Source organism: Prauserella flavalba (assembly GCF_003202235.1).
Lineage (GTDB): Bacteria > Actinomycetota > Actinomycetes > Mycobacteriales > Pseudonocardiaceae > Prauserella_A > Prauserella_A flavalba.
The window spans coordinates 670,034-691,057 of record NZ_MASU01000002.1 but is presented as its reverse complement, the minus strand read 5'-3'; the positions used below and the strand labels follow the sequence as shown (position 1 = coordinate 691,057).

Sequence of the window (21,024 nt, the reverse complement as noted above, 5' to 3'; positions counted from 1 at the left end):
TGAACGGTCAGTCACCCTCCGTCATCGACGTAGCTGGCCGGATCGGCGGTGAACGTGAGCAGGCAGCCCTCGCCGCAGAAGTGGTACGTGTGCCCCTCGTGGGTCGCGCTCAGTGCCTGCTGCGCGATCGGCACGGTCATGCCGCACACGGGGTCCGTCGCCTCGGCCAGCCGCACCGGCGCGCGCCGCGGCCGCGTCGCCACCAGCTGCGCGTACACCGACAGCGCGATCTCCGCCGGCGTGCGCGCGCCGATGTCGAGCCCGGCAGGGGTGTGCACGCGTTCCTTGCCCGCCACCCCCAGCCCGGCGAGGACCTGCGCACCGCGGCGCCTGCTCGCGATCAGCCCGACGTAGCCGACCCCGGCCTCGAGCGCGGCCGCGAGCGCGGCGGCCTCGTCGTGGCCGTGCGTGGCGACGACGACGGCCGAGGTGTCCGGCGGGATCGGCGCACCGGGACGGCCGTGCCCGACCGCGTAGCCCAGCGCGCCGCCGACGACGTGCAGCGCCCTCGCGATCGGGGCGTCGCCGAACACCGTGACGAGAGCGGGCGGCAGCTGCGGTTCGAGGAAGATCTCCACGGAGCCGCCCGAATGGCACGGGTTGGCGACCGTCACGACCCCGTCGTCCTCGCGTTCGGCTTCGGCACCCGGGGTGATCCGCAGCAGCGTCGCCTCCCCCGTGGTGAGCAGCCGCATTCCGTGCAGACGCACCGACGACTCCGCGCACGTGCCGCCGACGAACCCCTCGATCGTCCCGTCGGCGAACACGAGCGCCCGGTCGCCCGGCTTGGCGCTGGTCGGGCGCTGGGCGCGCACGACCGTCGCGAGCACGAAGGGTCTTCGCTCCGCTCGCAACGTCTCGGCATGGGCGAGCACCCCTGGTTCCGTCCCGGTCATGTGATCGCCAGATCCGTCCGGAGTGGACGCCCCTGGACGGCGCTCCACACGGCCGCCGGGGTGAGCGGCATGTCCGCGTGCCGCACACCGTAGGGGCGCAGTGCGTCGATGACGGCGTTGACCACGGCGGGCGGCGACCCGACGGTGGCGGACTCGCCGATGCCCTTCGCGCCGATCGGGTGGTGCGGCGAGGGCGTCACCGTCTCCCCCAGCTCCCACGAGGGGCACTCCTTCGCCGTCGGCAGCAGGTAGTCCATGAACGACCCGCCGAGGTGGTTGCCGTCCTCGTCGAACGCCATCACCTGCATGAGCGCCATCCCGATCCCGTCGGCGAGGCCGCCGTGGATCTGTCCCTCGACGATCATCGGGTTGATGCGCACGCCGCAGTCGTCCACGGCGACGAACCGGCGCACCTTGACCTGTCCGGTACCGGCGTCGACGTCGACCACGCACACGTACGCGCCGAACGGGTAGGTGAGGTTCGGCGGGTTGTAGACGCACGTCGCGTCGAGGTGCCCCTCGACGTCCTCGGGCAGTTCGAGGTCCGAATGCGCCGCCAGCGCGATCTCCTGGATGGTCCGGCCCGACGCCTGGTCGCCGCGCACGAACCAGCGGCCCTTCTCCCACTCCAGGTCGTCGGGGCTCACCTCCAGCATCGCGGACGCGACGATCCGGGCCCGCTCCCTGACCTTCCTGGCGACCATCACCGTCACGGCTCCGGACACGGGGGTCGAGCGGGAGCCGTAGGTGCCGAGCCCGAACGGCGTCTGGTCGGTGTCGCCGTGCACGACGTCGACATCGTCGGGCGGGATACCCAGCTGCTCGGCGACGAGCTGGGCGAACGTCGTCTCGTGCCCCTGGCCCTGCGACTGGCACGACAGCCGCAGCACCGCCTTGCCGGTGGGATGCACCCGCAGCTCGGCGCCGTCGGCCATGCCGAGGCCGAGGATGTCCATGTGCTTGCGCGGGCCCGCGCCGACGGCCTCGGTGAAGAACGAGATGCCGATGCCCATCAGTTCGCCGCGTTCCCGCTTCTCCCGTTGCTCGGCCCTCAGCCCGGCGTAGCCCGCGAGGTCGAGCGCGGTCTCCAGCGCCCTCGGGTAGTCGCCCGAGTCGTACTCCCAGCCGGTCCTGCTCGGGTACGGGAACTGCTCCGGGCGCAGCAGGTTCTTCCTGCGCAGCTCGGCCGGGTCCATGCCGAGGTCGAACGCGAGCACGTCCACCAGCCGCTCCACGAGGTAGACGGCCTCGGTGATGCGGAACGAGCACGCGTAGGCGACCCCGCCGGGCGCCTTGTTGGTGTAGACGCCGGTGACCGAGCAGTGCGCGGCCGTCAGGTCGTAGGAGCCGGTGAAGACGCCGAAGAACCCGGCGGGGAACTTCGTGGGCTGCGCGGTGCCGTTGAACGCGCCGTGGTCGGCGAGCACCTGTACGCGCAGCCCGAGGATCTTGCCGTCGCGGGTGGACGCGATCTCGCCGTGCATGTGGTAGTCGCGGGCGAACGACGTGCTCATCAGGTTCTCGGAGCGGTCCTCCATCCACTTCACCGGCTTGCCCGTGACGATCGAGCCGACCACGGCGCACACGTAGCCGGGGTAGATGCCGACCTTGTTGCCGAACCCGCCGCCGATGTCGGGCGAGATGATGCGGATCTTGTGCTCGGGCAGGCCGGCGACGATCGCGTAGAGCGTGCGGTGCGCGTGCGGTGCCTGCGTGGTGGTCCACACCGTGAGCTTCCCGGTGACCTTGTCCAGGTGCGCCACCGCGCCGCACGTCTCCAGCGGAGCCGGGTGCACGCGCGGATAGAGCATGTCCTGTTTGGACACCACCTCGGCGGTCGCGAACACCTCGTCGGCGGCCGCCTTGTCTCCGGTCTCCCAGTCGAAGATGTGGTTGTCCGTGCGCCCTTCGAGGTCGTCCCTGATCACCGGGGCGTCCTCGGCGAGCGCCTGCCGCGCGTCGATGACGGCGGGCAACGGCTCGTAGTCGACGTCGATCAGCTCCAGCGCGTCGCGGGCGGCGTAGCGGTCCTCCGCGACGACGAAGGCCACCTCCTGGCCCTGGAAGCGGACCTTGTCGGTGGCGAGCACGGCCTGCACGTCGCCGGAGAGCGTCGGCATCCACGCGAGGTTCAGCCCGGCGAGCGTGTCGCCGGTGAGCACGGCCCTGACCTTCGGGTGGGCTCGCGCGGCGCTGATGTCGATCGAGGCGATCCGCGCGTGCGCGTACGGGCTGCGCAGCATGGCGCCGTACAGCATTCCCGGCAGCGTCACGTCGTCGACGTAGGTACCCCGGCCCCGGATGAAGCGCGCGTCCTCCTTGCGCAGCATGGTCCCGTGGCCCACGGGCGCGGTGGTCATGCCTGCACCTCCGTTCCGGCGTCCTCGACGGTCCGCTCGCGCAGGCCGGCCTCGTGTTCGGCCGCCCAGCGCACGGAGCGGACGATGTTCTCGTAGCCGGTGCACCGGCAGAGCTGGCCGGAGATCGCCTCGCGGATGTCCGCTTCGGACGGTGCGGGGTTGTGGTCGATCAGCCAGCGGGCGGTCATCAGCATGCCCGGGGTGCAGAACCCGCACTGCAGGCCGTGACAGGCCATGAACCCCTGCTGCACGGGGTCGAGCCCGTCGGCACCCTCGAGCCCCTCGACGGTGCGTACCGAGTGACCGTCGGCCATCACGGCCAGCACGGTGCACGACTTCACGGGCACGTCGTCGAGCCAGACGACGCACGTGCCGCAGTTGGAGGTGTCGCAGCCCCAGTGCGTGCCGGTGAGGCCGAGCTCGTCGCGCAGGAAGTGCACCAGTAGCAGGCGTGGCTCGACGGAGCGCGTGTAGGAGCTGCCATTGACCTCGACGGTGATCTCCATGATCATCTCGCCTTCTCCCCGGAGTGCAGGCCGTGCCAGCGGGTGCGGGCGACGCTCAGTACGCGGGTCACGAGCGTCTTGGCGAGGTGCCGCTTGTACTCCTCGGGACCTCGCTGGTCGGCGATCGGGTTGCAGTGCTCGGCGGCGATCCGGGCCGCCTCAGCGAACCGCTCGTCCGTGGCCGGGCCGCCGACGAGGAAGGACTCGGCCTCGCGCGCGTGGAAGTTCGGGGCGCCCAGTGCGGCGAGCCCGATGCCGGCGTCGGCCACCACACCGTCGTCGAGCACGAGCTCCGCGCCCGCCGCCGCGACGGCCCAGTCACCCGCTCTGCGCTCGACCTTCTGGTAGGCCGACGCCGACGAGCGGATCGGCACCCGCAGCTGCACGAGCAGCTCCCCCGGGTCCACCACCGTCTGGTACGGGCCGAGGAAGAACTCCCGCACCGGCACCGTGCGCCGCCCTTCGGGCGAGACGATCACGGCCTCCCCCCGCACGGCCGCGAACGCGGCGGACAGGTCCTCGGAAGGGTCGGCCTGGCACAGCGACCCGCCGACCGTGCCGCGGTTGCGCACCACGGGGTCGGCGATCACGCGCTCGGCGTCGTGGAAGATCGGGAAGTGCTCGCCGACGAGCGCCGAGGAGAGCAGGTCGGCGTGCCGGGTGAGCGCACCGATGCACAGCACGTGCCGTTCGACGCTGATGATGGCGAGCTCGTGGAGGTCGTTGATGTCGATGAGGGCCTCGGGCTGGGCGAGCCGCAGCTTCATCATCGGGATGAGGCTGTGGCCGCCCGCGACGACGCGGCTCTCCGGGCCGTATCTGCCGAGCAGCGTCAGCGCGTGCTCGACGCTGACCGCCTTCTCGTAGCGGAACTGTGCGGGTACCTGCATGCGGTGAGCGTCCCGCCGGTTCGGAATCCGGACAATGGCCGGTTAAGCGTTCGGTTATGTAGCCTGATCAGGTGACAGAGGTCACTACTGCGGGTGGTCCAACGTGACCCTTGGCCAGCTCAGCGCGTTCGTGCTCGTCGCCCGGCTCGGCTCGGTGACCGACGCGGCGCGGGCCCTCGGCGTGAGCGAGCCCGCGGTGTCCCAGGCGCTCGCGGCCCTGCGCACCCACCACGGCGACAAGCTCATCGTGCGCACCGCCACCGGCATGACGCTCACGCCCGGCGGCAAGCGGCTGCTGCCCATCGCCTCGCAGATGGTGGCGCTCGGCGCGGACGCGGAGGCCGCGGTACGGGAGGCCACGGGCGCCGCGGAGGAGCTGCGCGTGGTCGTCACGAGCACGATCGCCGAGTTCATCGCCAACCCGCTGCTGGAGGCGTTCGGCGCGCGGTCGGGCAGCCTTGTCGACACCTCGGCGGGCCTCGCCAAGACGTCCGAGATGGCCGTGCTCGTCGGCAACCGGCTCGCCGACGCCGCGCTCGGCCCGAAGCTGGCCGAGCCGGAACTGGAGAGCGAACCGATCTTCCGGTGTGCGCAGGTGGCGGTGGCCTCGCCCGGCTTCTCCCCGAGAGGAGGGCCGCCCGCCTGGCTGTGGCTCGTGGACCCCTCCGGCACGGACCCGGACAGCGACTCGGCGCAGCTGCTGCGCGCACTCGGCGTCCCTGACACACACGTACAGGTGTTCGCGAACCAGACGGCGGCGTGGTCGGCGGCGGCCCGCGGCGTGGGTGTGTCGATCGCGATGGAGCACCTCGTGGCCCCGCAGCTGCGCAGGCACGAGCTCGTTCAGGTGCCGACGCCGCGCACGCCGTCAGCGCTGTACTGGCACGTCACCACCCCGGCGCGAGACCGCTGCACCCCGGCGGCGGCGTCGCTGCGGCACTTCCTCGGCACCCCCGCCGCGATGCAGCTGATGCGCTCACCGGGCAGCGGCGTCCCGCCGTCGCGGTTCCGCCCGCCCGTCTACGTGACGATCTGGTCCTAGGAGCGCGCTGACCGACCGCTGCCCTAGCCGGCCTTCGTGACGGAGAAAGCGTCGCAGCCAGGACCGCCGACGCGGCCGGTCATCGTGCCGTTCTCCACCGAGGCGACGCCCAGATCCACCATCACGAACCCGTCGGGCTGCTCGATCCAGGCGTCCTGGCGGAACACGAACTGACCGTTCTCCTCGACGCCCTTGACCTTGAAGCTGCCCGACGGCGTCTGCGGGCCGCCTTCGACGGGGAAGAACGAGAACACCGCGGGCACCGTGTCGCCCTCGGGCGGGGAGACCTTCAGCTCCAGCCCGGTCTCCCCCTGCGAGCAGAAGTACGAGCCGCGCCAGGTGCCGGGCAGCTGCGACACGTCGATCGACGAAGTGCCGGCCGGGGACGTGGGCGTGCTCGACGGCTCCTCGGACGTGGGCTCGCCGCTCGGTTCGGCGCTCGGCTCGGCACTCTGGCTCGAACCGGCGTTCTCCGGCGCGGAGGCGGTGCCGCCGACCCGCTGGCCGCACCCGGAGAGCACGAGGAGGAGCAACAGGGCGAGCGCGGCACGAGATCGGATCAGCACGCGCGCATAGTAACGGCGCGCGGCCCCTTCCGGGACCGCGCGCCGTCTGTGGTGGTGCGGCAGCTGGCTCGCGGGGCTCAGCCCTGCGAGATCTTGCTGGCGAGGTTCGCGTCCAGCGTCGCGAGGAACTCCTCGGTGGTCTGGAACGGCTGGTCCTTGCCGACGAGCAGGGCGAGGTCCTTGGTCATCTTGCCGCTCTCGACGGTCTCGATGACCACCTGCTCGAGCTTGTTGGCGAAGCCGACCAGCTCGGAGTTGCCGTCCAGCTTGCCGCGGTGCTCGAGGCCCCGGGTCCACGCGAAGATCGACGCGATCGGGTTGGTCGAGGTGGGCTTGCCCTGCTGGTGCTGGCGGTAGTGCCGGGTCACCGTGCCGTGCGCGGCCTCGGCCTCGACGGTCCGGCCGTCCGGCGTGCGCAGCACCGAGGTCATCAGGCCCAGCGAGCCGAAGCCCTGCGCCACGGTGTCGGACTGCACGTCGCCGTCGTAGTTCTTGCAGGCCCAGACGTAGCCGCCCTCCCACTTGAGCGAGGCGGCGACCATGTCGTCGATCAGCCGGTGCTCGTAGGTGAGGCCCTTGGCGTCGAAGTCGGCCTTGAACTCGGCGTCGAAGATCTCCTGGAACACGTCCTTGAACATGCCGTCGTAGGCCTTGAGGATCGTGTTCTTCGTCGACATGTAGACCGGGAAGCCGCGGTCGAGGCCGTACTGCAGCGAGGCGCGCGCGAAGTCCTCGATGGAGCGCCGGTAGTTGTACATGCCCATCGCGACGCCGCCGCCCTCGGGGAAGTTCGCGACCTCGAACTCGATGGGCTCGGAGCCGTCCTCGGGGGTGTAGGTCATCGTCACGGTGCCGGGGCCGGGGACCTTGAAGTCGGTGGCCTTGTACTGGTCACCGTGCGCGTGACGGCCGACGATGACCGGCTTGGTCCAGCCCGGGACGAGCCGGGGGATGTTCTGGATGACGATCGGCTCGCGGAAGATCACGCCGCCGAGGATGTTGCGGATGGTGCCGTTCGGGCTCCGCCACATCTTCTTGAGGCCGAACTCCTCGACGCGGGCCTCGTCCGGCGTGATGGTGGCGCATTTCACGCCGACGCCGTGCTTCTTGATGGCGTTCGCGGCGTCGACCGTGATCTGGTCGTCGGTGCGGTCCCGCTCCTCAATGCCCAGGTCGTAGTACTCGAGGTTGATGTCCAGATAGGGGTGGACCAGCTTGTCCTTGATGAACTGCCAGATAATGCGGGTCATCTCATCGCCGTCGAGTTCGACGACGGTGCCCTCGACCTTGATCTTGGCCATGAGCGGCGGGGCTCCTCTCGCGGATCTTCGCGTTCGTCCTTCAGGCACGTGTTAGCGGTACAAGCGTACTGCTATTTCCGGGCCGATGTCGGCGGACCCCGGTTACTCACCAGTACATTCGCCGCCGATGCCAGACTCGGCTCACCCGGCAATCTACGACCCCCGAGGGGGCCCGCGCATGGGCCCGTGACGGCCGCGACCACGGAGGCCAGCACCCGATGTCGACCATGTCCCACGACACGCGCCCGGCGCCACGGCGCGGCCGGACCTCGGCGCACCTGCTGGCCGCGCTCGCCGGGCTGGTGCTCACCCCGGCGGGGCTGTGGGCGCTCACCTACGGCGGCAGCAGGCAGTTCGCGCGCATGGCCGAGAACTCGCAGAGCGCAGACGGCCAGGGCGTGGCACTGATCGCCGGCGGCGCGGTACTCCTGCTCGCCGTCGCCCTGCTCGGCGTGGTGTCCGCGGCGGCACCGCTCACCGGTGGGCTGCTGTGGGGCGTGGTTCCGGGACTGCTCGGGCTCGTCTCTCCCGGCACCGTCTACGACGCGCTGGGCGCCCTGCCGCGCTGGCTGGAGCTGGGTGTGGGCACGCTCACCTGGGTCTCGCTGGGCGCCGTGCTCGCGGTCGGCACGCTGCTCACCGGCGGCGGGCTGGCATGCGGGCTCGTGCGGCGTGGGTTCTCGCCCGACGACGGGGAGGCGTAGCGATGCGGTTGGGGATCAAGACCAAGCCCGAGCACACGACGTGGGCCGAACTGCTGGAGGTCTGGCGGGCCGCCGACGACATCGAGCTGTTCGAGTCAGCGTGGAACTGGGACCACTTCTACCCGCTCTCCGGCGACGTGACCGCCCCGAACCTGGAGGGCTGGACCATGCTCGCCGCGCTGGCGCAGGCCACGCGCCGCATCCGCATCGGCTGCCAGGTCACCGGGATGATCTACCGCCACCCCGCGGTGCTCGCGAACATGGCGGCCACCACGGACATCATCTCCGGCGGCAGGCTGGAGCTCGGCCTCGGCGCCGGCTGGAACCGGCAGGAGTGCGAGGCCTACGGCATCGAACTGCCGCCGCTGAAGGACCGGTTCGACCTCTTCGACGAGGGCGTGCGGGCCATCATCGGGCTGCTCACGCAGGAGAGCACGACCCTGCACGGCAAGCACGTCCGGCTCACCGACGCGCGCTGCGAGCCCAAGCCGGTGCAGCGGCCCCACCCGCCGATCACGATCGGCGGCCGAGGCCCCAAGCGCACCCTCCTCGCCGCGGCACGCTGGGCGCAGGCGTGGCACGCGGGAACGGAGTCGCCGCGGCAGTGGCTTGAGCTCAAGGAGATCCTGCTGGCCCACTGCGCCGACGTCGGCCGTGACCCCGGCGAGATCGCGTGCGCGGTGAACGTCCGCGTGCACGCCGACAAGGGCATCGGCGCCGCCGTCGAGGAGGCCCACGGCTACCGCGAGGCGGGCGTGGACCTGCTGGTGTTCAACCTCCCGCACCACAACTCGCCGGCGTTCCTCGAACAACTGGCCGAAGCCGCCGCCCCCCTCGCCTGACCGCCCCCAAGGCCACCTTTGTTGCGTTGAGCGCAACAAAGGTGGCCTTGGGGGACAGTCTGGGCTACGTGGTCGCGAAGAGGCCCAGCGTGGCGTCGGGGCGGATGCCCGCGAGCTCCCGGTGCCAGATCGCGTAGAAGCCCGCCTCCTCGCGGTTGCGCAGCGCGACACCGTCGGCCGCGGCCACGTCCGGGGACTCGCGCACGGCGTTCTCCAGCACCTCCTTGGCGCCGGAGCCGTCGCCGAACTGCTCCTTGCCCCTGCGCAGGATCGACTCGGGCAGCCAGCCCTCGAACGCGTCGCGCAGCAGCTTCTTCTCCTCCACGCCCTCCCGGATCATCTTGTGCTCCGGCGGGATCGACAGCGCCAGCTCCACCACGTCGCGGTCGAGGAACGGCTCCCGCGCCTCCAGCCCGAAGGCCATCGACGCGCGGTCACAGCGCTGGAGGTTGAGGTGATGCAGCTCGCCGACGGTGCGGACCAGCTCGGCCTGCAGCGCGTCCGGGTCGGTGAACGGCTCCTCGTGGTAGTAGGAATACCCGGCGAACAGCTCGTCGGCGCCCTCCCCCGTCAGCACCGCGTGCACGCGCCGCGAGGCGTACTCGGCGAGCAGCAGGTTGGGCACCGCGCTGCGCACGAGCGAGGGGTCGTAGTGCTCGATCGCCGTGACCGCCCTCGGCAGCGCGTCGATCGCGTCCTGCTTGGACATCAGGATCTCGTGGTGCTCGATGTTGTGGTGTTTCGCGTCGAGGTACTCCGCGACGACCCTGGCGGCGGCCAGGTCGGAACTGCCCTCGGCACCCACCGCGAACGTCGGCAGCGGCTGCCCGTGCTTGGCCGCGTAGTCGGCGGCGACGGCGGCGACGATCGCCGAGTCGAGCCCGCCGGAGAGGAACACGCCGACGCCGACGTCGCTCATCATCCGGTTCTCGACGGCGGTGACGACCGCCTCGCGCACGGCCTTGACCAGGGCGCGATCCCACACGCCGGGCTCCTCCGCACGCCGCGCGGGCCGCACGTGGGCGGGGATGGCGTCGGCGAAGCGCACGAGCCCGCCCGCCGGGCTCCAGCAGTGCCCTGGCGGGAAGCTCTCCACCAGGGGCCGGTCGTCCTCGTCGAACGCGCGCAGCTCGCTGGCGAACAGGATCACGTCGTCGCGGCGCGCCCAGTACAGCGGTTTCACGCCGAGTGGGTCGCGGGCGGCGAGGAAGTCGCCGTCCTCGGTGGCGAACGCGAGCGCGAACATCCCGCGCAGCCGGGCAAGGCCCACCGGCCCGTCGACGATCAGCGCGTGCAGGGCGGCCTCGCTGTCCGAACCGGTCTCGAACAGCTCGTGTCCGAGGTCCTCCCTGATGTGGCGGTGGTTGTAGATCTCTCCGTTGGCCACGAGATACGTGGTGGCCCCGGAGTCGGTCAACGGCTGATGCCCGCCCTCGACGTCCATGATGGACAGTCGTTGATGGCCGAGCCAAACGTCGCCTCTGCGAATTTCTCCCGTGTCATCCGGACCCCGATGTTTGATCCGGTGCAACATTCTCTGGCACTTGTCTGTATCGATGTTGCCGACCGCGGCAACTATTCCACACACTGGTGCTCAGCACCTCCTCGGTTACGACCGAGTGTAGTTGAATTTCGTTCGATCAACCGTGGCGTGCATTACTCGCGGTCACTCGACTGCCGTTCCACCTGCTCCTACCCTTGTTTCCAACGGAGGTGGTCAACGATGCAAGCATCCGTGGGAGACCGGATCCGCGTACACGGACGCACAGTCGGCGCAGGAGAACAACAGGGCGAAATCGTCGAGGTACGGGGCGAACAGGGCCAGCCGCCTTATCTGGTGCGGTTTTCCGACGGTCACGAGGGGCTGGTTTTCCCCGGCCCCGACTGCGAGGTCGAAGGTCACACCGACTGAGCCGCCACGGGCCCGCGCGCGGAATTCCGGTCCCGGAGGCCGAGCGCTACGAACACGCCCGCCGCCAGGGTCAGCAGCGCGGCGACCTCCGGGAGGAGCGCGGGCCCGCCGAGCCGCAGCACCAGTCCGCCGACCACACCGGAAAGTCCCACCCCGAGGTAGATCGCCGAGGCGTTGAGTGAGAGCAGCAAACCGGCCCCGGCGGGTGACAGCGTGATGAGCCGGTGCTGGACGGGCGGGTTGAACGACCACGTCGCCACGCCCCACAGGAACTGCACCGTCGCCGCGCCCGCCACGGTCGTCGCGGCGACGGGCAGCAGCGCGAGCGTCACCGTGATCGCGACGACGACCACGTAGAGCGGGCGCCGCGTGCCCCAGCGGTCGGCCGCGCGCCCGCCGACGACGTTGCCGAGCGCGGCGCCGACGCCGTAGCAGAGCAGCAGGACGCTGATGGCCGAGCCGCTGACGCCTGCCGTCGCGCCGAGCACCGGCGTGATGAACGTGTAGACGCTGAACGCCGCGAGGCAGCCCAGCACGGTCGCGCACAGCACCGCCAGCACGCGTGGGTCCCTCGCGACGGCGAACCGGGCGGCCAGCCCGACCGCGGGTGGCGCGGCCACGGACGGCAGCCGCAGGCCCACCGCGACGGCGGCGCCGAGCGAGAACGCGGCGACCAGCCCGAACACTCCTCGGTAGCCGATCGGGTCCGCGAGGAGGTTGCCGAGCGGTACCCCGGCGACCATCGCGAACGTCAGGCCGCCGAACACCAGGGCGACGGCCCTGCCCCGGCGTTCCGGCGGGTTCAGCTCCGCCGCCACGGCGCTCGCGACCGGGGTGAACACGGCGGCGCCGATCGCGGTGACCACCCTGGCGAGCAGCAAGAGCGCGTAGTTCGGCGCGAGGGCGGCGAGCGCGTTGCCGAGCGCGGCGATCGCCAGCGCGGCCACGAGCAGGCGGCGGCGTTCCCATCGTCCGGTCGCCGCGCCGAACAGGGGTGAGCCGACGGCGTACGCGATGGCGAACGCGGTGACGAGCTGGGCGGCGGCCGGTTCGGACACCGCCAGGTCCTCGGTGAGTGCGGGCAGCAGCCCCGCGATGACGTAACCGCTGGTACCGACGGCGAACGCGCCGAGCGCGAGCACGGCCGTGCGGGGTGCTGGGGTGCTCATCGAGCTCCTTGTTCCATGCTCATCGAAGTTCGATGGCTACCGTACTACGAGAACCGTCAAATTTCGAAGCCCGTCGTACAATCGGCATCATGAGCGCCGAGCCGGCGGCCGCGTACCGCATGCCGAACCAGTCCGAGATCCGGATCGAGACCGTGCTGCAGGCACTCGCCGATCCGGTGCGACTGGAGATGGTGCGACAACTGGCGAAGGACGACGGCGAGCTCACGTGCGGCGCGTTCGACGTGCCCGTGAGCAAGTCCACACTCACCCACCACCTGCGAACCCTGCGCGAGGCCGGGGTGATCGGCGGGCGCCCGCAGGGCACCACGCGGCTGAACTGGTTGCGCCGCAAGGATCTCGACGCACTCTTCCCCGGTCTGCTCGACGGAGTTCTGGCCGCGAGGCACTAGGCGAGGCGTTACCTGGCCACGCCGTGGGCATCGTCACCCGGAACCGGGATGACATCGTGGCCCCCTCGCGTTGAGACTGGACCGAGGACAGCCCAGCGACACAGGGGTCAGACGCTGGTCTGTCTTTCTTTGTGCCCTCGACCTTTATCGATCCAGATCTGTTACCTCGGAGGGAAGACTGTGCCCATAGCGCTGCTCGCGCTGGCCATCGGTGCCTTCGGCATCGGAACCACTGAGTTCGTGATGATGGGCGTGCTGCCGGAAGCCGCCACCGACTTCGGGGTCTCGATCCCCGCCGCCGGATACCTGATCTCCGCCTACGCGCTCGGCGTGGTCGTGGGCGCTCCACTGCTGACGGTGCTCGCGGTGCGACTGCCCCGCAAGACCATGCTGATGTCGATGATGGGCCTGTTCATCGCGGGCAACGCCCTGTTCGCCCTCGCCCCCAACCACGAGTTCGGGGTGCTCTTCCGATTCCTCGCGGGCCTGCCGCATGGGGCGTTCTTCGGGGCGGGCGCGGTGGTCGCGTCCAGCCTCGTCGGACCTGGAGACAAGGCCAAGGCCGTCTCGATGATGTTCATGGGCCTCACGCTGGCCAACGTCATCGGTGTCCCGCTCGGCACGCTGCTCGGCCAGCAGGTCGGCTGGCGCTCCACGTTCCTGCTCGTCGCGCTCATCGGCGCCGCCGCGCTGCTGAGCATCACGAAGCTCGTGCCACACCAGGGCAGGCCCGCCGAAGCGTCGCTGCGTGGCGAGCTGGCGGCGTTCCGCAAACCGCAGGTGTGGCTGGCGCTCGCCATCGTCACGTTCGGTCTCGGCGGCGGCTTCGCGTGCCTGAGCTACGTGACGCCGATGATGACCGACGTGGCCGGCTTCCAGCCCGCCACGGTGACGCTGCTCCTCTCGCTCGCCGGCCTCGGCATGACGCTGGGCAACTTCCTCGGCGGCAGGCTCGCCGACCGGGCGCCGATGCCCGCACTGTGCGGCGCGCTGTTCGGACTCGGCACCGTGCTCACCGCGTTCACCGTCACCGCGCACAGCAAGATCGGCGCCGCGATCACGATCTTCTTGATCGGCGTCGCCGCGTTCATGGTGGGACCGATCCTGCAGGCGCGCGTGATGGAGAAGGCGGGCGGCTCCCCGTCGCTCGTGTCGGCGGCGGTGCAGTCGGCGTTCAACATCGCCAACTCGATCGGCGCGTACCTCGGCGGCCTGGTGATCGCGGGCGGCATGGGACTCGTGGCGCCCAACTGGGTCGGCGCGCTGCTGGCCGCGCTGGGCCTCGGCCTGGCCGTCGTGTCGGCGGGACTCGACCGCCGCGAGAACGTCGCGCTGGCCGAGGAAGCGGCCGCACTCGCGGACGGCGAGGCAGCCGCACTGGCGCCCACTGGCCGCGCCTGACCTCTTGGCCGAGCCGCAGTGAAGGCCACCTTCACTGCGTTCAACGCAGGCAAGGTGGCCTTCACTGCAGTGGGGCGGGCGGGTCAGCCGAGTGGGCCGCCCGTGATCGTCAGCGCGATGAAGAGGATGAGCAGGCCGAGGCCCGCATAGCTCAGGACGTCGACCGCCCGGCCCCTGATCCGCAGCAGGCCGGCCTGCTCGTCCGAGAGCGCGGCCCGCAGCACGGCCGCCACCAGCAGCGCCCCGCCGATGAGGGCGGCGCCCTGCCGCCAGTGGTACATCCCGATCCGCAGCGCCGCGACCCCCACGAGCAGCATCACCACCGCGAACGGGAGGTGGGCGAGCAGCCGGTGGCGGTCCGGCCTCGGCGTCGTCACGGTCACCTCGCCGCGGCCCGCTCGGCGGCCTCGACCACGTTCGACACGAGCATCGCCCGCGTCATCGGACCGACCCCGCCGGGATTCGGCGCGACGTATCCGGCGACCTCCGCGACACCGGGCGCCACGTCACCGGTGAGCTTGCCGTCGACCCGGGAGACGCCCACGTCGAGCACCGCGGCTCCGGGCTTGACCATCTCCGGCGTGATGAGCCCCGGCGACCCGGCCGCGGCCACCACGATGTCGGCACGGCGGACCTCGGCGGCCAGGTCACGGGTACCGGTGTGGCACAGGGTGACCGTCGCGTTCTCGCTGCGACGCGTCAGCAGCAGGCCCAGCGTCCTGCCGACCGTGATGCCCCTGCCGACCACGGCCACCTGCGCGCCGGCGAGCGGCACGTCGTAGCGGCGGAGCAGCTCCACGATGCCGAGCGGCGTGCACGGCAGCGGCGCGGGCTGGTTCAGCACCAGCCTGCCGAGGCTGATCGGCGCGAGCCCGTCGGCGTCCTTGGCGGGGTCGATGCGCTCGAGGATCGCGCCGGAGTCCAGGTGCTTCGGCAACGGCAGCTGCACGATGTAGCCGGTGCACGCCGGGTCGGCGTTCAGCTCGTCGATCACGGCCTCGAGCTTGGCCTGCGAGATGTCGCCGGGCAGGTCCCGGCGGATCGAGTTGACGCCGACCTTCGCGCTGTCGGCGTGCTTCATCTTCACGTAGGCGTGCGAGCCGGGGTCGTCGCCGACCAGCACGGTCGCGAGCCCGGGGACGATCCCCCGCTCGGCGAGCGCGGCCACCCTCGGAGCGAGCTCCGCGAAGATGGCGTTCTTGGTGGCCTTGCCGTCGAGAATCGTCGCCGTCACGACCCCGATTCTTTCAAAGGCTCGCGGCCCCGTCGCCGCCCGCCCACGCCCGCGATGGCGATCGCGACGAGCGCCACCGCGCAGCCGATCACCGTCGACGCGGTGAGCCGCGTGGCCCCGGCAGGCAGGAAGGCGTCGAGCAGCACGGAGCCGATCAGCTGGCCTGCGACCGAGCTGAGCCCGAGCAGCAGCACTCCGATCCAGGTGACGACGAACGACGCGGTGGCGATGAACACGATCCCCACCAGGCCGCCCAGGTAGAGCAGCGGGTTCGCGGGCCACGCGTCCGGGCCGCCGCGGACGAGCAGCGAGACGATCCAGGCCAGCACGAGCACCACCGTTCCAGCGGTGAAGTTCACGAGCGCGGCCGCGAGCGGGCTGCGCGACACCGCACCGACGTGACCGTTGACCGCCTGCTGTACGGCCATCCCGGCACCGGCGACGCACGGCAGCACGAGGAGCCAGAGCCGGGAAAGGTGGGCGTTCTCCCCGAGATCGCCCGCGAGCGCGCCGCCCACGGCGAGCACGGTCAGCAGAGCGCCGAGCACCCTCGGCCACGACGACGGCTGCTTGCCGGCGGGCCCGAGCCCTGCCCGGTCGACGAGTAGCCCGCTGACGGTCTGACCTGCCACGACGCCGACGGTGAACATCGCGACGCCGATGAGCGCCACGGTGAGTGACTGGGCGAGCACGTACGTCGCGCCCGCGACCCCGCCGAGGCACTGCCAGGGCCGCAGCGTGCCCGTTCTCACGGCCGACACGGCCCGGCCGAGCCCCCGCCGCATGGAGCGCGAGACCGCGAGCCAGGCGAGAAGCAGCAGCAGGCCGCCGCCGAAGGAGATGACAGCCGCGAGCGCCGAGTCGTGCAGTTCCGTGCCCAGCTGCCCGTTGACCCTGCTCTGCACCGACATCGCGAGGCCCGTGACCAGCGCCAGCGCCACGCCGCCGAGGCGCTTCGCTCGAGATGTGGGCGTGCTTGCGCCCTTCGTAGGACGGTTCGGCGCTGAGCCGGTACGCGGGGTAGCCATCGCGTGCCATTGTCAGTCCGTGGGCGTCGGCCCGGTTGCCTCCATCCGGTGATCTGTGGCGAGCCACACTTCCCAGGGTTGACGCCACACGCGATGTATCTGCGACAACAGCGTCGATGTGCACATGTCCCGTGCATTGACGGCATGAATTAGTCAAGATGTTGGCGTGGCACTTCCGACCCAGCTGAACGCAACCGAGCAGGACACCCTGGTCAAGCAGATCGGCCTCTCCTTGCTCCGAGCCGCCCCGCGAGACTGGCGGCGGGTGACCGCGGAGTACCGCGCCGTAGGGAGGTACCACGAGCTGACCGGCGAGGTCGTGACATCCGACGGCACCACGGAGGAGTGGCTGGCGACCCACGACATCGCGACGCTGTTCGGCAGGCTGCGCGCCGGGATGTACCGCGAGGGCAGGGGCACCTGGTTCAACGCGCGCTACCAGCTGGACCACCCCTCGAGCTACAACCTCGAGTACGACCGCGACGAGCCGCACTGGGACCTCGCGCCGCCGCCTCAGGCCTACGCCGACGAGCTGCGCATGTTCCCCCGTTCCGAGGAGAACGTGCCCGACTGGCTCATGCGGCGCATGGCCGGCCTCGGCCCCGAGCGTCCAGGGCCCCGGTTCCGCATGGCCCGCATCTTCGACGGCGTCGGCCCGAACGGCCCCGTGATCAACCGTCCCGAGCTCGACGTCGAGGAGCAGGACCGGGTACTCGACTACCTCGACGGCGCCCCCGTGGTGGTGCCCGGCCGGGGTTACGACATCGACCGGCTCGCCAGCACGCCCGAGAGCACGGTCCCCATCGCGTTCCACAGCGACGGCACCTGGATCTGGCCCGCAGCCGTCAACTACTACCTGCGGGAGTACGGCGTCGCGCCGGAGCCCGACCTGCTCCAGCACATGCGGGCGAACGGGTTCGGCATCCCCGACGTCCCCGACCCCGTGCGGCAGGCCGCCGCCGCGCACATCACACGTGGCCAGAACCTGCAGCAACGGCCGTCGGCCCCGCCTCCGCCGCCGCCCCCTCCGCCCGCGCCGGAACCGGAACCGGAGCCGGCCCCCGCGCAGGCGGCCGTCGAGGAGCCCGTGCCGCACGAGGCGGAGCCGCCGTTCGAGGAGCACTTCGCCGAGCACGCCGCCGAGCGCACACAGCTGGCAGAGCCGCCGCGCTTCGACGAGCACCCGCAACTCGACGGCCGGGAGCCGGACGAGTACGACACCGACCAGTACACGGCGGCCGCCGACGACTACGCCGACGAGCACCCCGAGGCCGCGGACGACCACGCCGAGCAGGGCACCACGTACACGCCCGCGCCCGGCTTCGACAGCGGCCCGCCGACCGCCGTCACCTCGCCCGCGCCGCCGCCAGTCACCCAGCACGCGGTGACCGAGCCGCCCGGCGACGAGGAGCCGGAGCCGCAGCCGTCCCAGCAGGAGACCGAGCAGCAGCCGCTGCCGGGCCGCGCCGAGCTGGACGACGACGGCGGCCCGCCGACGCAGTTCTCCCCCGCTCCGGCTCCGCCGTTGCACGACGACCCGTACCTCGACGACCTGCAGGAGAAGCTCGACGAGCTGGGCGTGCCGCAGGGTGCGTACCGCATCGGCGAGCCCACCGAGCGCGGCTGGAGCATCGAGCAGGTCGCCGAGGGCTGGCGCGTCGGCTGGTACGACGGCGGGCTGAAGAGCCCGGCAGTGTTCGGTGACGCGGGCGACGCCACGGCCTTCATGCTGGGCAAGCTGCTGCTCTCACCTGCGGGTGTCGGTGAGGTGCCGCAGGGCACTCCGCCTCCGCCACCGCCGCCCGCCCCGCAGGCTCCGGCGGCGGAGGAACGTCAGGCTCCACCGCCGCCGGCGGCTCCGCTGCCGCCGTCCCGGCCGGTGACGGCGACGCTGTCGCCCGAGGTCGCGACGGGCATGCGCCCGCCACCGCCCGCGGCTCCGCCGGAGGCACCCAGGCCAGCCCCGCCGAGGGAGGAGCCCGCTGGTGGCCGGCGCGCGCTCGGCGGTGCCGCGGTGCCCGCCGCATCGGGTGCACTGCCGCCACGAGAGGCTCCCTCCGCACCCCCGCGGCGCGAGGCGCGGCCCGCCGCGGAGAAGCCGGAGGCACGAGCCTCGGGCGGCGGTCAGCAGCAGTGGCCGATCCAGCCGCTCTCGGGTGAGCCGCCGCTCACGCTGTTCCGCGGCAAGGAGATGCGGACCCTGCCGGTCGGCAGCGAGCTCGACCGCTTCGGCGGCGCGAACGGCAACCTCACCTACGCGGCGGGGACGCCGTTCGAGGAGCGCTCGCTGGTGCCGGAGTGGGTCAGCCGCCCCTACCACCTGTACCGGGTGCAGCGGCCCCTGGAGGCGCTCGCCGGTGTGGCGATCCCGTGGTTCAACCAGCCAGGAGGCGGGGCCGCCTACCTGCTGCCCGCTTCCATCGAGGAACTGCTGGCCGAGGGCGACCTCATCGAGCTCGAACCCGGCGAACCGCCCATCGACTGAGCAGGGGTCTCGTCGTCCGCTGCCTCAGTGGACGACGAGACCGTTCGCCGCCGCGTAGGCGACCGCGGTGTCCAGGTCCACATGCGCACCGGTGAGCCGCGCCTGTCGCAGGCCGTCGGCGTCGATCCGGGCACCCCGCAGATCAGCGTCCACGAGAAGCGCACCGAGCAACCGGGCCCCGGTCAGATCGGACTCGCGCAGGTCGGTCTCCCGCAGGTCGGCGTCGGTCAGGTTGGCCTCGCGCAGCCGTAGCCCGGACAGGTTGGTGCCCTTGAGCTTCGCCCCTCCCAGCGAGGCCAGTGACAGGTCGCAGTCCCGCACCGCGATCGGGCGCAGCGCGCAGTCCAGAAAGGACGAACCCAGCAGCGAGCACCCGGACCACTCCGAGCGGCCGAGCACGGTCCGGTTGAACGTGCACGACCGGAACGCCGAGGACGTGTGCCGCGACTCGCCGAGGTCGGCTCCGCTGAAGTCGCAGCTGTCGAACGTGCAGCCGCGCGTCACCAGCCCGCGCAGGTCGGCCTCGGTGAAGTCACAGCGCACGAACGTCCGCTTCTCCCACCGCGCACCGGGCAGCACCGCGTCGCGGTAGTCCTCGTCCACTTCGGACTCATCCATCCGGCCAGCATCGCACACCACGTGTTGTCACCACGTGATGCGCTCGAACAGCGCGCGCAGCCGCGCAGCCCGCCCTGGATGGGTCGACCCGATCCACGCGATCCGGCCGAGCAGCTGCGCCCGGAAGTCCGGATGGCCGTGCCGGTTCTGCGCCTGCGGACCTGTTCGCGCACAGTTGTGCAGGATGGCCCGCAGGGCGTCGTACTCGGCGCGTGGCGCCGCCGGCGCGGCGTTCACGACGAGCCCGGCGACCCGCTGCCGCTGGTGCGCAGCCGCGATCGACGTCTTCGAGTCCCGGAGCCGGAATCCCTCCTCTCTGGCGATCAGGCGCACTCCCGGCAGCAGCCGATGCAGTGGTAGACGGGCATCGCCGGAGAACGCGAGATCGTCGGCGTAACGCGTGTATGCGGCACCGAGTACGCCCGCGAGCCCGGCGAGCCGCACGTCAAGGTGGTACGCCACCGCGTTGGCCGCCGAAGGTGACGACGGCGCACCCTGCGGCAGGTGCGGCGCGGCGAGCCGGTGCAGCAACCGCCTGCGCACGGCGTCGTCGCGGGACCGCGGAGCCGCCGCGAGCACGTCGACCGGAGTCGACGTGGTGAGCAGACCGGCGAGCAACGTCGCGACACCGTCCGGGTAGCCCGCGAGCCGCAGCAGGCCCCGGAGCCGGGCCGCCGACACCGCCGCGAAGAACCCTTCGAGATCCAGCCGCACCACCAGGTCCTTGCTCGCGTGCGGCGCCGCGCACGTGGCCGCGGACCTGCCGCGGCGGAAGCCGTGCGCCGCGTCGTGCACCGGCAATGCGCCGAGCACGTGCCGCACGGCCCTTCGCTGCAGTTCCGCAAGCCGCGGCTTGGGCTGCTCCAGCAGCCGCACGCCGCCACTGCGCGTCGGCACCCAGCGGTAGCGGTAGTGCCGCAGGGCAGTGCCCGCCCGCCGGTTCCAGCCGCGTGCGTCGGCGAACCAGTACAGCTCGCCCTCGGTGAGGTCCAGCGCGTGCGCGCACTCCTCCACGGTTCGCCAGCGGGCTACGTCCCAGCGCCATACCGGTTCCGGCTCGACCGGCACCGCCCGCGAGTCCGGCAACGTGCGCACCGGCAGCGGCGGGAACGTGCGGATCGCCGACGCCAGGGATTCCGGTCTCGACGGCGGTTCTCCCGGAAAGCGGCTCAGCAGCCGCGCCGCAAGGTCGCTCGCGTCGTCGGCGTCGAGCCGGCTCTCCCTCTCCAGCCGCAGGGCCAGCTCGATGTGCTCCCACGGCCCCCGAAGCGCGATCGCGGCGAGTTCGTCGTGCTGGCGGCGGCGCGCGGCAACCCTTCGCTCGACCGCGCTCATCCGGCCGTCCACGTGACGAGGTGGGCGATGCGGAGGTGACCTCGTCTCCGTTCGTCCGCGCGCTTGGGCCACGCGGAGCATGCGGGCGCGCGTGGGGCGCGGTGCCCTGCCGATGTCGAGCTCCCCGGGGTTGCCCCGGAGTGGGTGGGTCGTCCCACCTGCTCACCTCCGCATCGCCACACCAGGCCGACGATAACGGCTGAACGGATCGCCGGTCACGCGAATGGTCGACACCACCCAACCCTCGCCATATCGTTAGCAGCACAAACGTTAGTGCGGCCAACACAATGACGGCCGGGGAACGTCGTTCGCCTTGCTCCCGGAT

Annotated in this window: 20 protein-coding genes; 7 read left to right on the top strand and 13 right to left on the bottom strand. The window is 71.5% G+C overall.

The features are described from left to right. Window positions 1–11: 11 nt before the first annotated feature. Genes BA062_RS05700 through BA062_RS05685 form a run of 4 tightly spaced genes read right to left on the bottom strand, consistent with a single transcriptional unit; the run spans window position 12 to window position 4,652 of the window. A complete protein-coding gene (locus BA062_RS05700; protein WP_110334935.1) occupies window positions 12–896 on the bottom strand; it encodes an XdhC family protein in 885 nt (294 codons plus the stop codon). Further along, the gene (locus tag BA062_RS05695; RefSeq protein WP_110334934.1) at window positions 893–3,256 is read right to left on the bottom strand and encodes an aerobic carbon-monoxide dehydrogenase large subunit; all 2,364 of its coding nucleotides are present in this window, start codon (window positions 3,254–3,256) and stop codon (window positions 893–895) included. The genes BA062_RS05700 and BA062_RS05695 overlap by 4 nt, the downstream gene beginning before the upstream one ends. Then, complete coding sequence (locus tag BA062_RS05690) at window positions 3,253–3,762, bottom strand: (2Fe-2S)-binding protein (RefSeq protein ID WP_110335047.1); 510 nt, start codon at window positions 3,760–3,762, stop codon at window positions 3,253–3,255. Before BA062_RS05690 ends, BA062_RS05695 begins: the two co-directional genes overlap by 4 nt. Before the next feature lie 2 nt (window positions 3,763–3,764). Then, entirely contained in the window at window positions 3,765–4,652 is an 888-nt protein-coding gene (locus BA062_RS05685) for an FAD binding domain-containing protein (RefSeq protein ID WP_110334933.1), read from the bottom strand. A 103-nt stretch (window positions 4,653–4,755) separates the two neighbouring features. On the opposite strand from BA062_RS05685, the gene BA062_RS05680 reads away from it, so the two are divergent. Beyond that, window positions 4,756–5,694 (top strand): LysR family transcriptional regulator, encoded by a 939-nt coding sequence (locus tag BA062_RS05680; RefSeq protein ID WP_110334932.1) that lies wholly within the window; start codon window positions 4,756–4,758, stop codon window positions 5,692–5,694. Window positions 5,695–5,717: 23 nt separating this feature from the next. Here the strand turns inward: BA062_RS05680 and BA062_RS05675 are convergent, their stop codons facing one another. After that, window positions 5,718–6,260 carry a hypothetical protein gene (locus BA062_RS05675; RefSeq protein ID WP_110334931.1) on the bottom strand — a complete coding sequence of 181 codons (543 nt, stop codon included), beginning with the start codon at window positions 6,258–6,260 and terminating at the stop codon, window positions 5,718–5,720. Between the two features lie 77 nt (window positions 6,261–6,337). Continuing rightward, on the bottom strand, window positions 6,338–7,561 hold the full coding sequence (locus tag BA062_RS05670) for an NADP-dependent isocitrate dehydrogenase (protein WP_110334930.1): 1,224 nt from the start codon (window positions 7,559–7,561) through the stop codon (window positions 6,338–6,340). Window positions 7,562–7,779: 218 nt separating this feature from the next. Here BA062_RS05670 and BA062_RS05665 point away from each other — a divergent pair, with 218 nt between their 5' ends. Continuing rightward, window positions 7,780–8,265 (top strand): hypothetical protein, encoded by a 486-nt coding sequence (locus BA062_RS05665; protein ID WP_110334929.1) that lies wholly within the window; start codon window positions 7,780–7,782, stop codon window positions 8,263–8,265. Window positions 8,266–8,267: 2 nt separating this feature from the next. Beyond that, complete coding sequence (locus tag BA062_RS05660) at window positions 8,268–9,107, top strand: TIGR03560 family F420-dependent LLM class oxidoreductase (protein WP_110334928.1); 840 nt, start codon at window positions 8,268–8,270, stop codon at window positions 9,105–9,107. Between the two features lie 64 nt (window positions 9,108–9,171). Here BA062_RS05660 and asnB read toward each other — a convergent pair whose 3' ends face one another. After that, entirely contained in the window at window positions 9,172–10,695 is a 1,524-nt protein-coding gene (gene asnB / locus BA062_RS05655) for an asparagine synthase (glutamine-hydrolyzing) (RefSeq protein ID WP_110334927.1), read from the bottom strand. Between the two features lie 135 nt (window positions 10,696–10,830). On the opposite strand from asnB, the gene BA062_RS05650 reads away from it, so the two are divergent. Next, complete coding sequence (locus tag BA062_RS05650; protein ID WP_110334926.1) at window positions 10,831–11,019, top strand: DUF1918 domain-containing protein; 189 nt, start codon at window positions 10,831–10,833, stop codon at window positions 11,017–11,019. Here the strand turns inward: BA062_RS05650 and BA062_RS05645 are convergent. Next, window positions 11,007–12,188 carry an MFS transporter gene (locus BA062_RS05645; RefSeq protein ID WP_110334925.1) on the bottom strand — a complete coding sequence of 394 codons (1,182 nt, stop codon included), beginning with the start codon at window positions 12,186–12,188 and terminating at the stop codon, window positions 11,007–11,009. The two genes, BA062_RS05650 and BA062_RS05645, sit on opposite strands and share 13 nt — an antisense overlap. Before the next feature lie 89 nt (window positions 12,189–12,277). Between BA062_RS05645 and BA062_RS05640 the strand changes: the two genes are divergently transcribed. Then, window positions 12,278–12,598, top strand: a complete 321-nt coding sequence (locus BA062_RS05640) for an ArsR/SmtB family transcription factor (protein ID WP_110334924.1) — start codon at window positions 12,278–12,280, stop codon at window positions 12,596–12,598. 180 nt (window positions 12,599–12,778) lie between these two features. After that, window positions 12,779–13,999 carry an MFS transporter gene (locus BA062_RS05635; protein ID WP_110334923.1) on the top strand — a complete coding sequence of 407 codons (1,221 nt, stop codon included), beginning with the start codon at window positions 12,779–12,781 and terminating at the stop codon, window positions 13,997–13,999. An 83-nt stretch (window positions 14,000–14,082) separates the two neighbouring features. Here the strand turns inward: BA062_RS05635 and BA062_RS05630 are convergent, their stop codons facing one another. The 3 genes from BA062_RS05630 to BA062_RS05620 all read right to left on the bottom strand — a co-directional run bounded on the left by BA062_RS05630 (window position 14,083) and on the right by BA062_RS05620 (window position 16,174). After that, window positions 14,083–14,316 (bottom strand): DUF3017 domain-containing protein, encoded by a 234-nt coding sequence (locus tag BA062_RS05630; protein ID WP_110335046.1) that lies wholly within the window; start codon window positions 14,314–14,316, stop codon window positions 14,083–14,085. A gap of 62 nt (window positions 14,317–14,378) precedes the next feature. Further along, a complete protein-coding gene (locus BA062_RS05625; protein WP_110334922.1) occupies window positions 14,379–15,233 on the bottom strand; it encodes a bifunctional methylenetetrahydrofolate dehydrogenase/methenyltetrahydrofolate cyclohydrolase in 855 nt (284 codons plus the stop codon). Further along, complete coding sequence (locus BA062_RS05620; RefSeq protein ID WP_281271616.1) at window positions 15,230–16,174, bottom strand: DMT family transporter; 945 nt, start codon at window positions 16,172–16,174, stop codon at window positions 15,230–15,232. Before BA062_RS05620 ends, BA062_RS05625 begins: the two co-directional genes overlap by 4 nt. Before the next feature lie 253 nt (window positions 16,175–16,427). Here BA062_RS05620 and BA062_RS05615 point away from each other — a divergent pair, with 253 nt between their 5' ends. Then, entirely contained in the window at window positions 16,428–18,746 is a 2,319-nt protein-coding gene (locus tag BA062_RS05615) for a TNT domain-containing protein (RefSeq protein ID WP_110334920.1), read from the top strand. Window positions 18,747–18,770: 24 nt separating this feature from the next. Here BA062_RS05615 and BA062_RS05610 read toward each other — a convergent pair whose 3' ends face one another. Together BA062_RS05610 and BA062_RS05605 are read right to left on the bottom strand one after the other, a co-directional pair. Then, window positions 18,771–19,364, bottom strand: a complete 594-nt coding sequence (locus tag BA062_RS05610) for a pentapeptide repeat-containing protein (protein ID WP_110334919.1) — start codon at window positions 19,362–19,364, stop codon at window positions 18,771–18,773. Window positions 19,365–19,391: 27 nt separating this feature from the next. Then, entirely contained in the window at window positions 19,392–20,699 is a 1,308-nt protein-coding gene (locus tag BA062_RS05605; RefSeq protein WP_110335045.1) for a reverse transcriptase domain-containing protein, read from the bottom strand. Window positions 20,700–21,024 lie beyond the last annotated feature (325 nt).

What these genes read in the sequence shown, in the direction of transcription:
- BA062_RS05700 (WP_110334935.1), bottom strand. Translation starts at nt 896, where the DNA reads ATGACCGGGACGGAACCAGGGGTGCTCGCCCATGCCGAGACGTTGCGA.
- BA062_RS05695 (WP_110334934.1), bottom strand. Translation starts at nt 3,256, where the DNA reads ATGACCACCGCGCCCGTGGGCCACGGGACCATGCTGCGCAAGGAGGAC.
- BA062_RS05690 (WP_110335047.1), bottom strand. Translation starts at nt 3,762, where the DNA reads ATGGAGATCACCGTCGAGGTCAATGGCAGCTCCTACACGCGCTCCGTC.
- BA062_RS05685 (WP_110334933.1), bottom strand. Translation starts at nt 4,652, where the DNA reads ATGCAGGTACCCGCACAGTTCCGCTACGAGAAGGCGGTCAGCGTCGAG.
- BA062_RS05670 (WP_110334930.1), bottom strand. Translation starts at nt 7,561, where the DNA reads ATGGCCAAGATCAAGGTCGAGGGCACCGTCGTCGAACTCGACGGCGAT.
- BA062_RS05665 (WP_110334929.1), top strand. Translation starts at nt 7,780, where the DNA reads ATGTCGACCATGTCCCACGACACGCGCCCGGCGCCACGGCGCGGCCGG.
- BA062_RS05660 (WP_110334928.1), top strand. Translation starts at nt 8,268, where the DNA reads ATGCGGTTGGGGATCAAGACCAAGCCCGAGCACACGACGTGGGCCGAA.
- BA062_RS05650 (WP_110334926.1), top strand. Translation starts at nt 10,831, where the DNA reads ATGCAAGCATCCGTGGGAGACCGGATCCGCGTACACGGACGCACAGTC.
- BA062_RS05645 (WP_110334925.1), bottom strand. Translation starts at nt 12,188, where the DNA reads ATGAGCACCCCAGCACCCCGCACGGCCGTGCTCGCGCTCGGCGCGTTC.
- BA062_RS05640 (WP_110334924.1), top strand. Translation starts at nt 12,278, where the DNA reads ATGAGCGCCGAGCCGGCGGCCGCGTACCGCATGCCGAACCAGTCCGAG.
- BA062_RS05630 (WP_110335046.1), bottom strand. Translation starts at nt 14,316, where the DNA reads ATGCTGCTCGTGGGGGTCGCGGCGCTGCGGATCGGGATGTACCACTGG.
- BA062_RS05610 (WP_110334919.1), bottom strand. Translation starts at nt 19,364, where the DNA reads ATGGATGAGTCCGAAGTGGACGAGGACTACCGCGACGCGGTGCTGCCC.
- BA062_RS05605 (WP_110335045.1), bottom strand. Translation starts at nt 20,699, where the DNA reads ATGAGCGCGGTCGAGCGAAGGGTTGCCGCGCGCCGCCGCCAGCACGAC.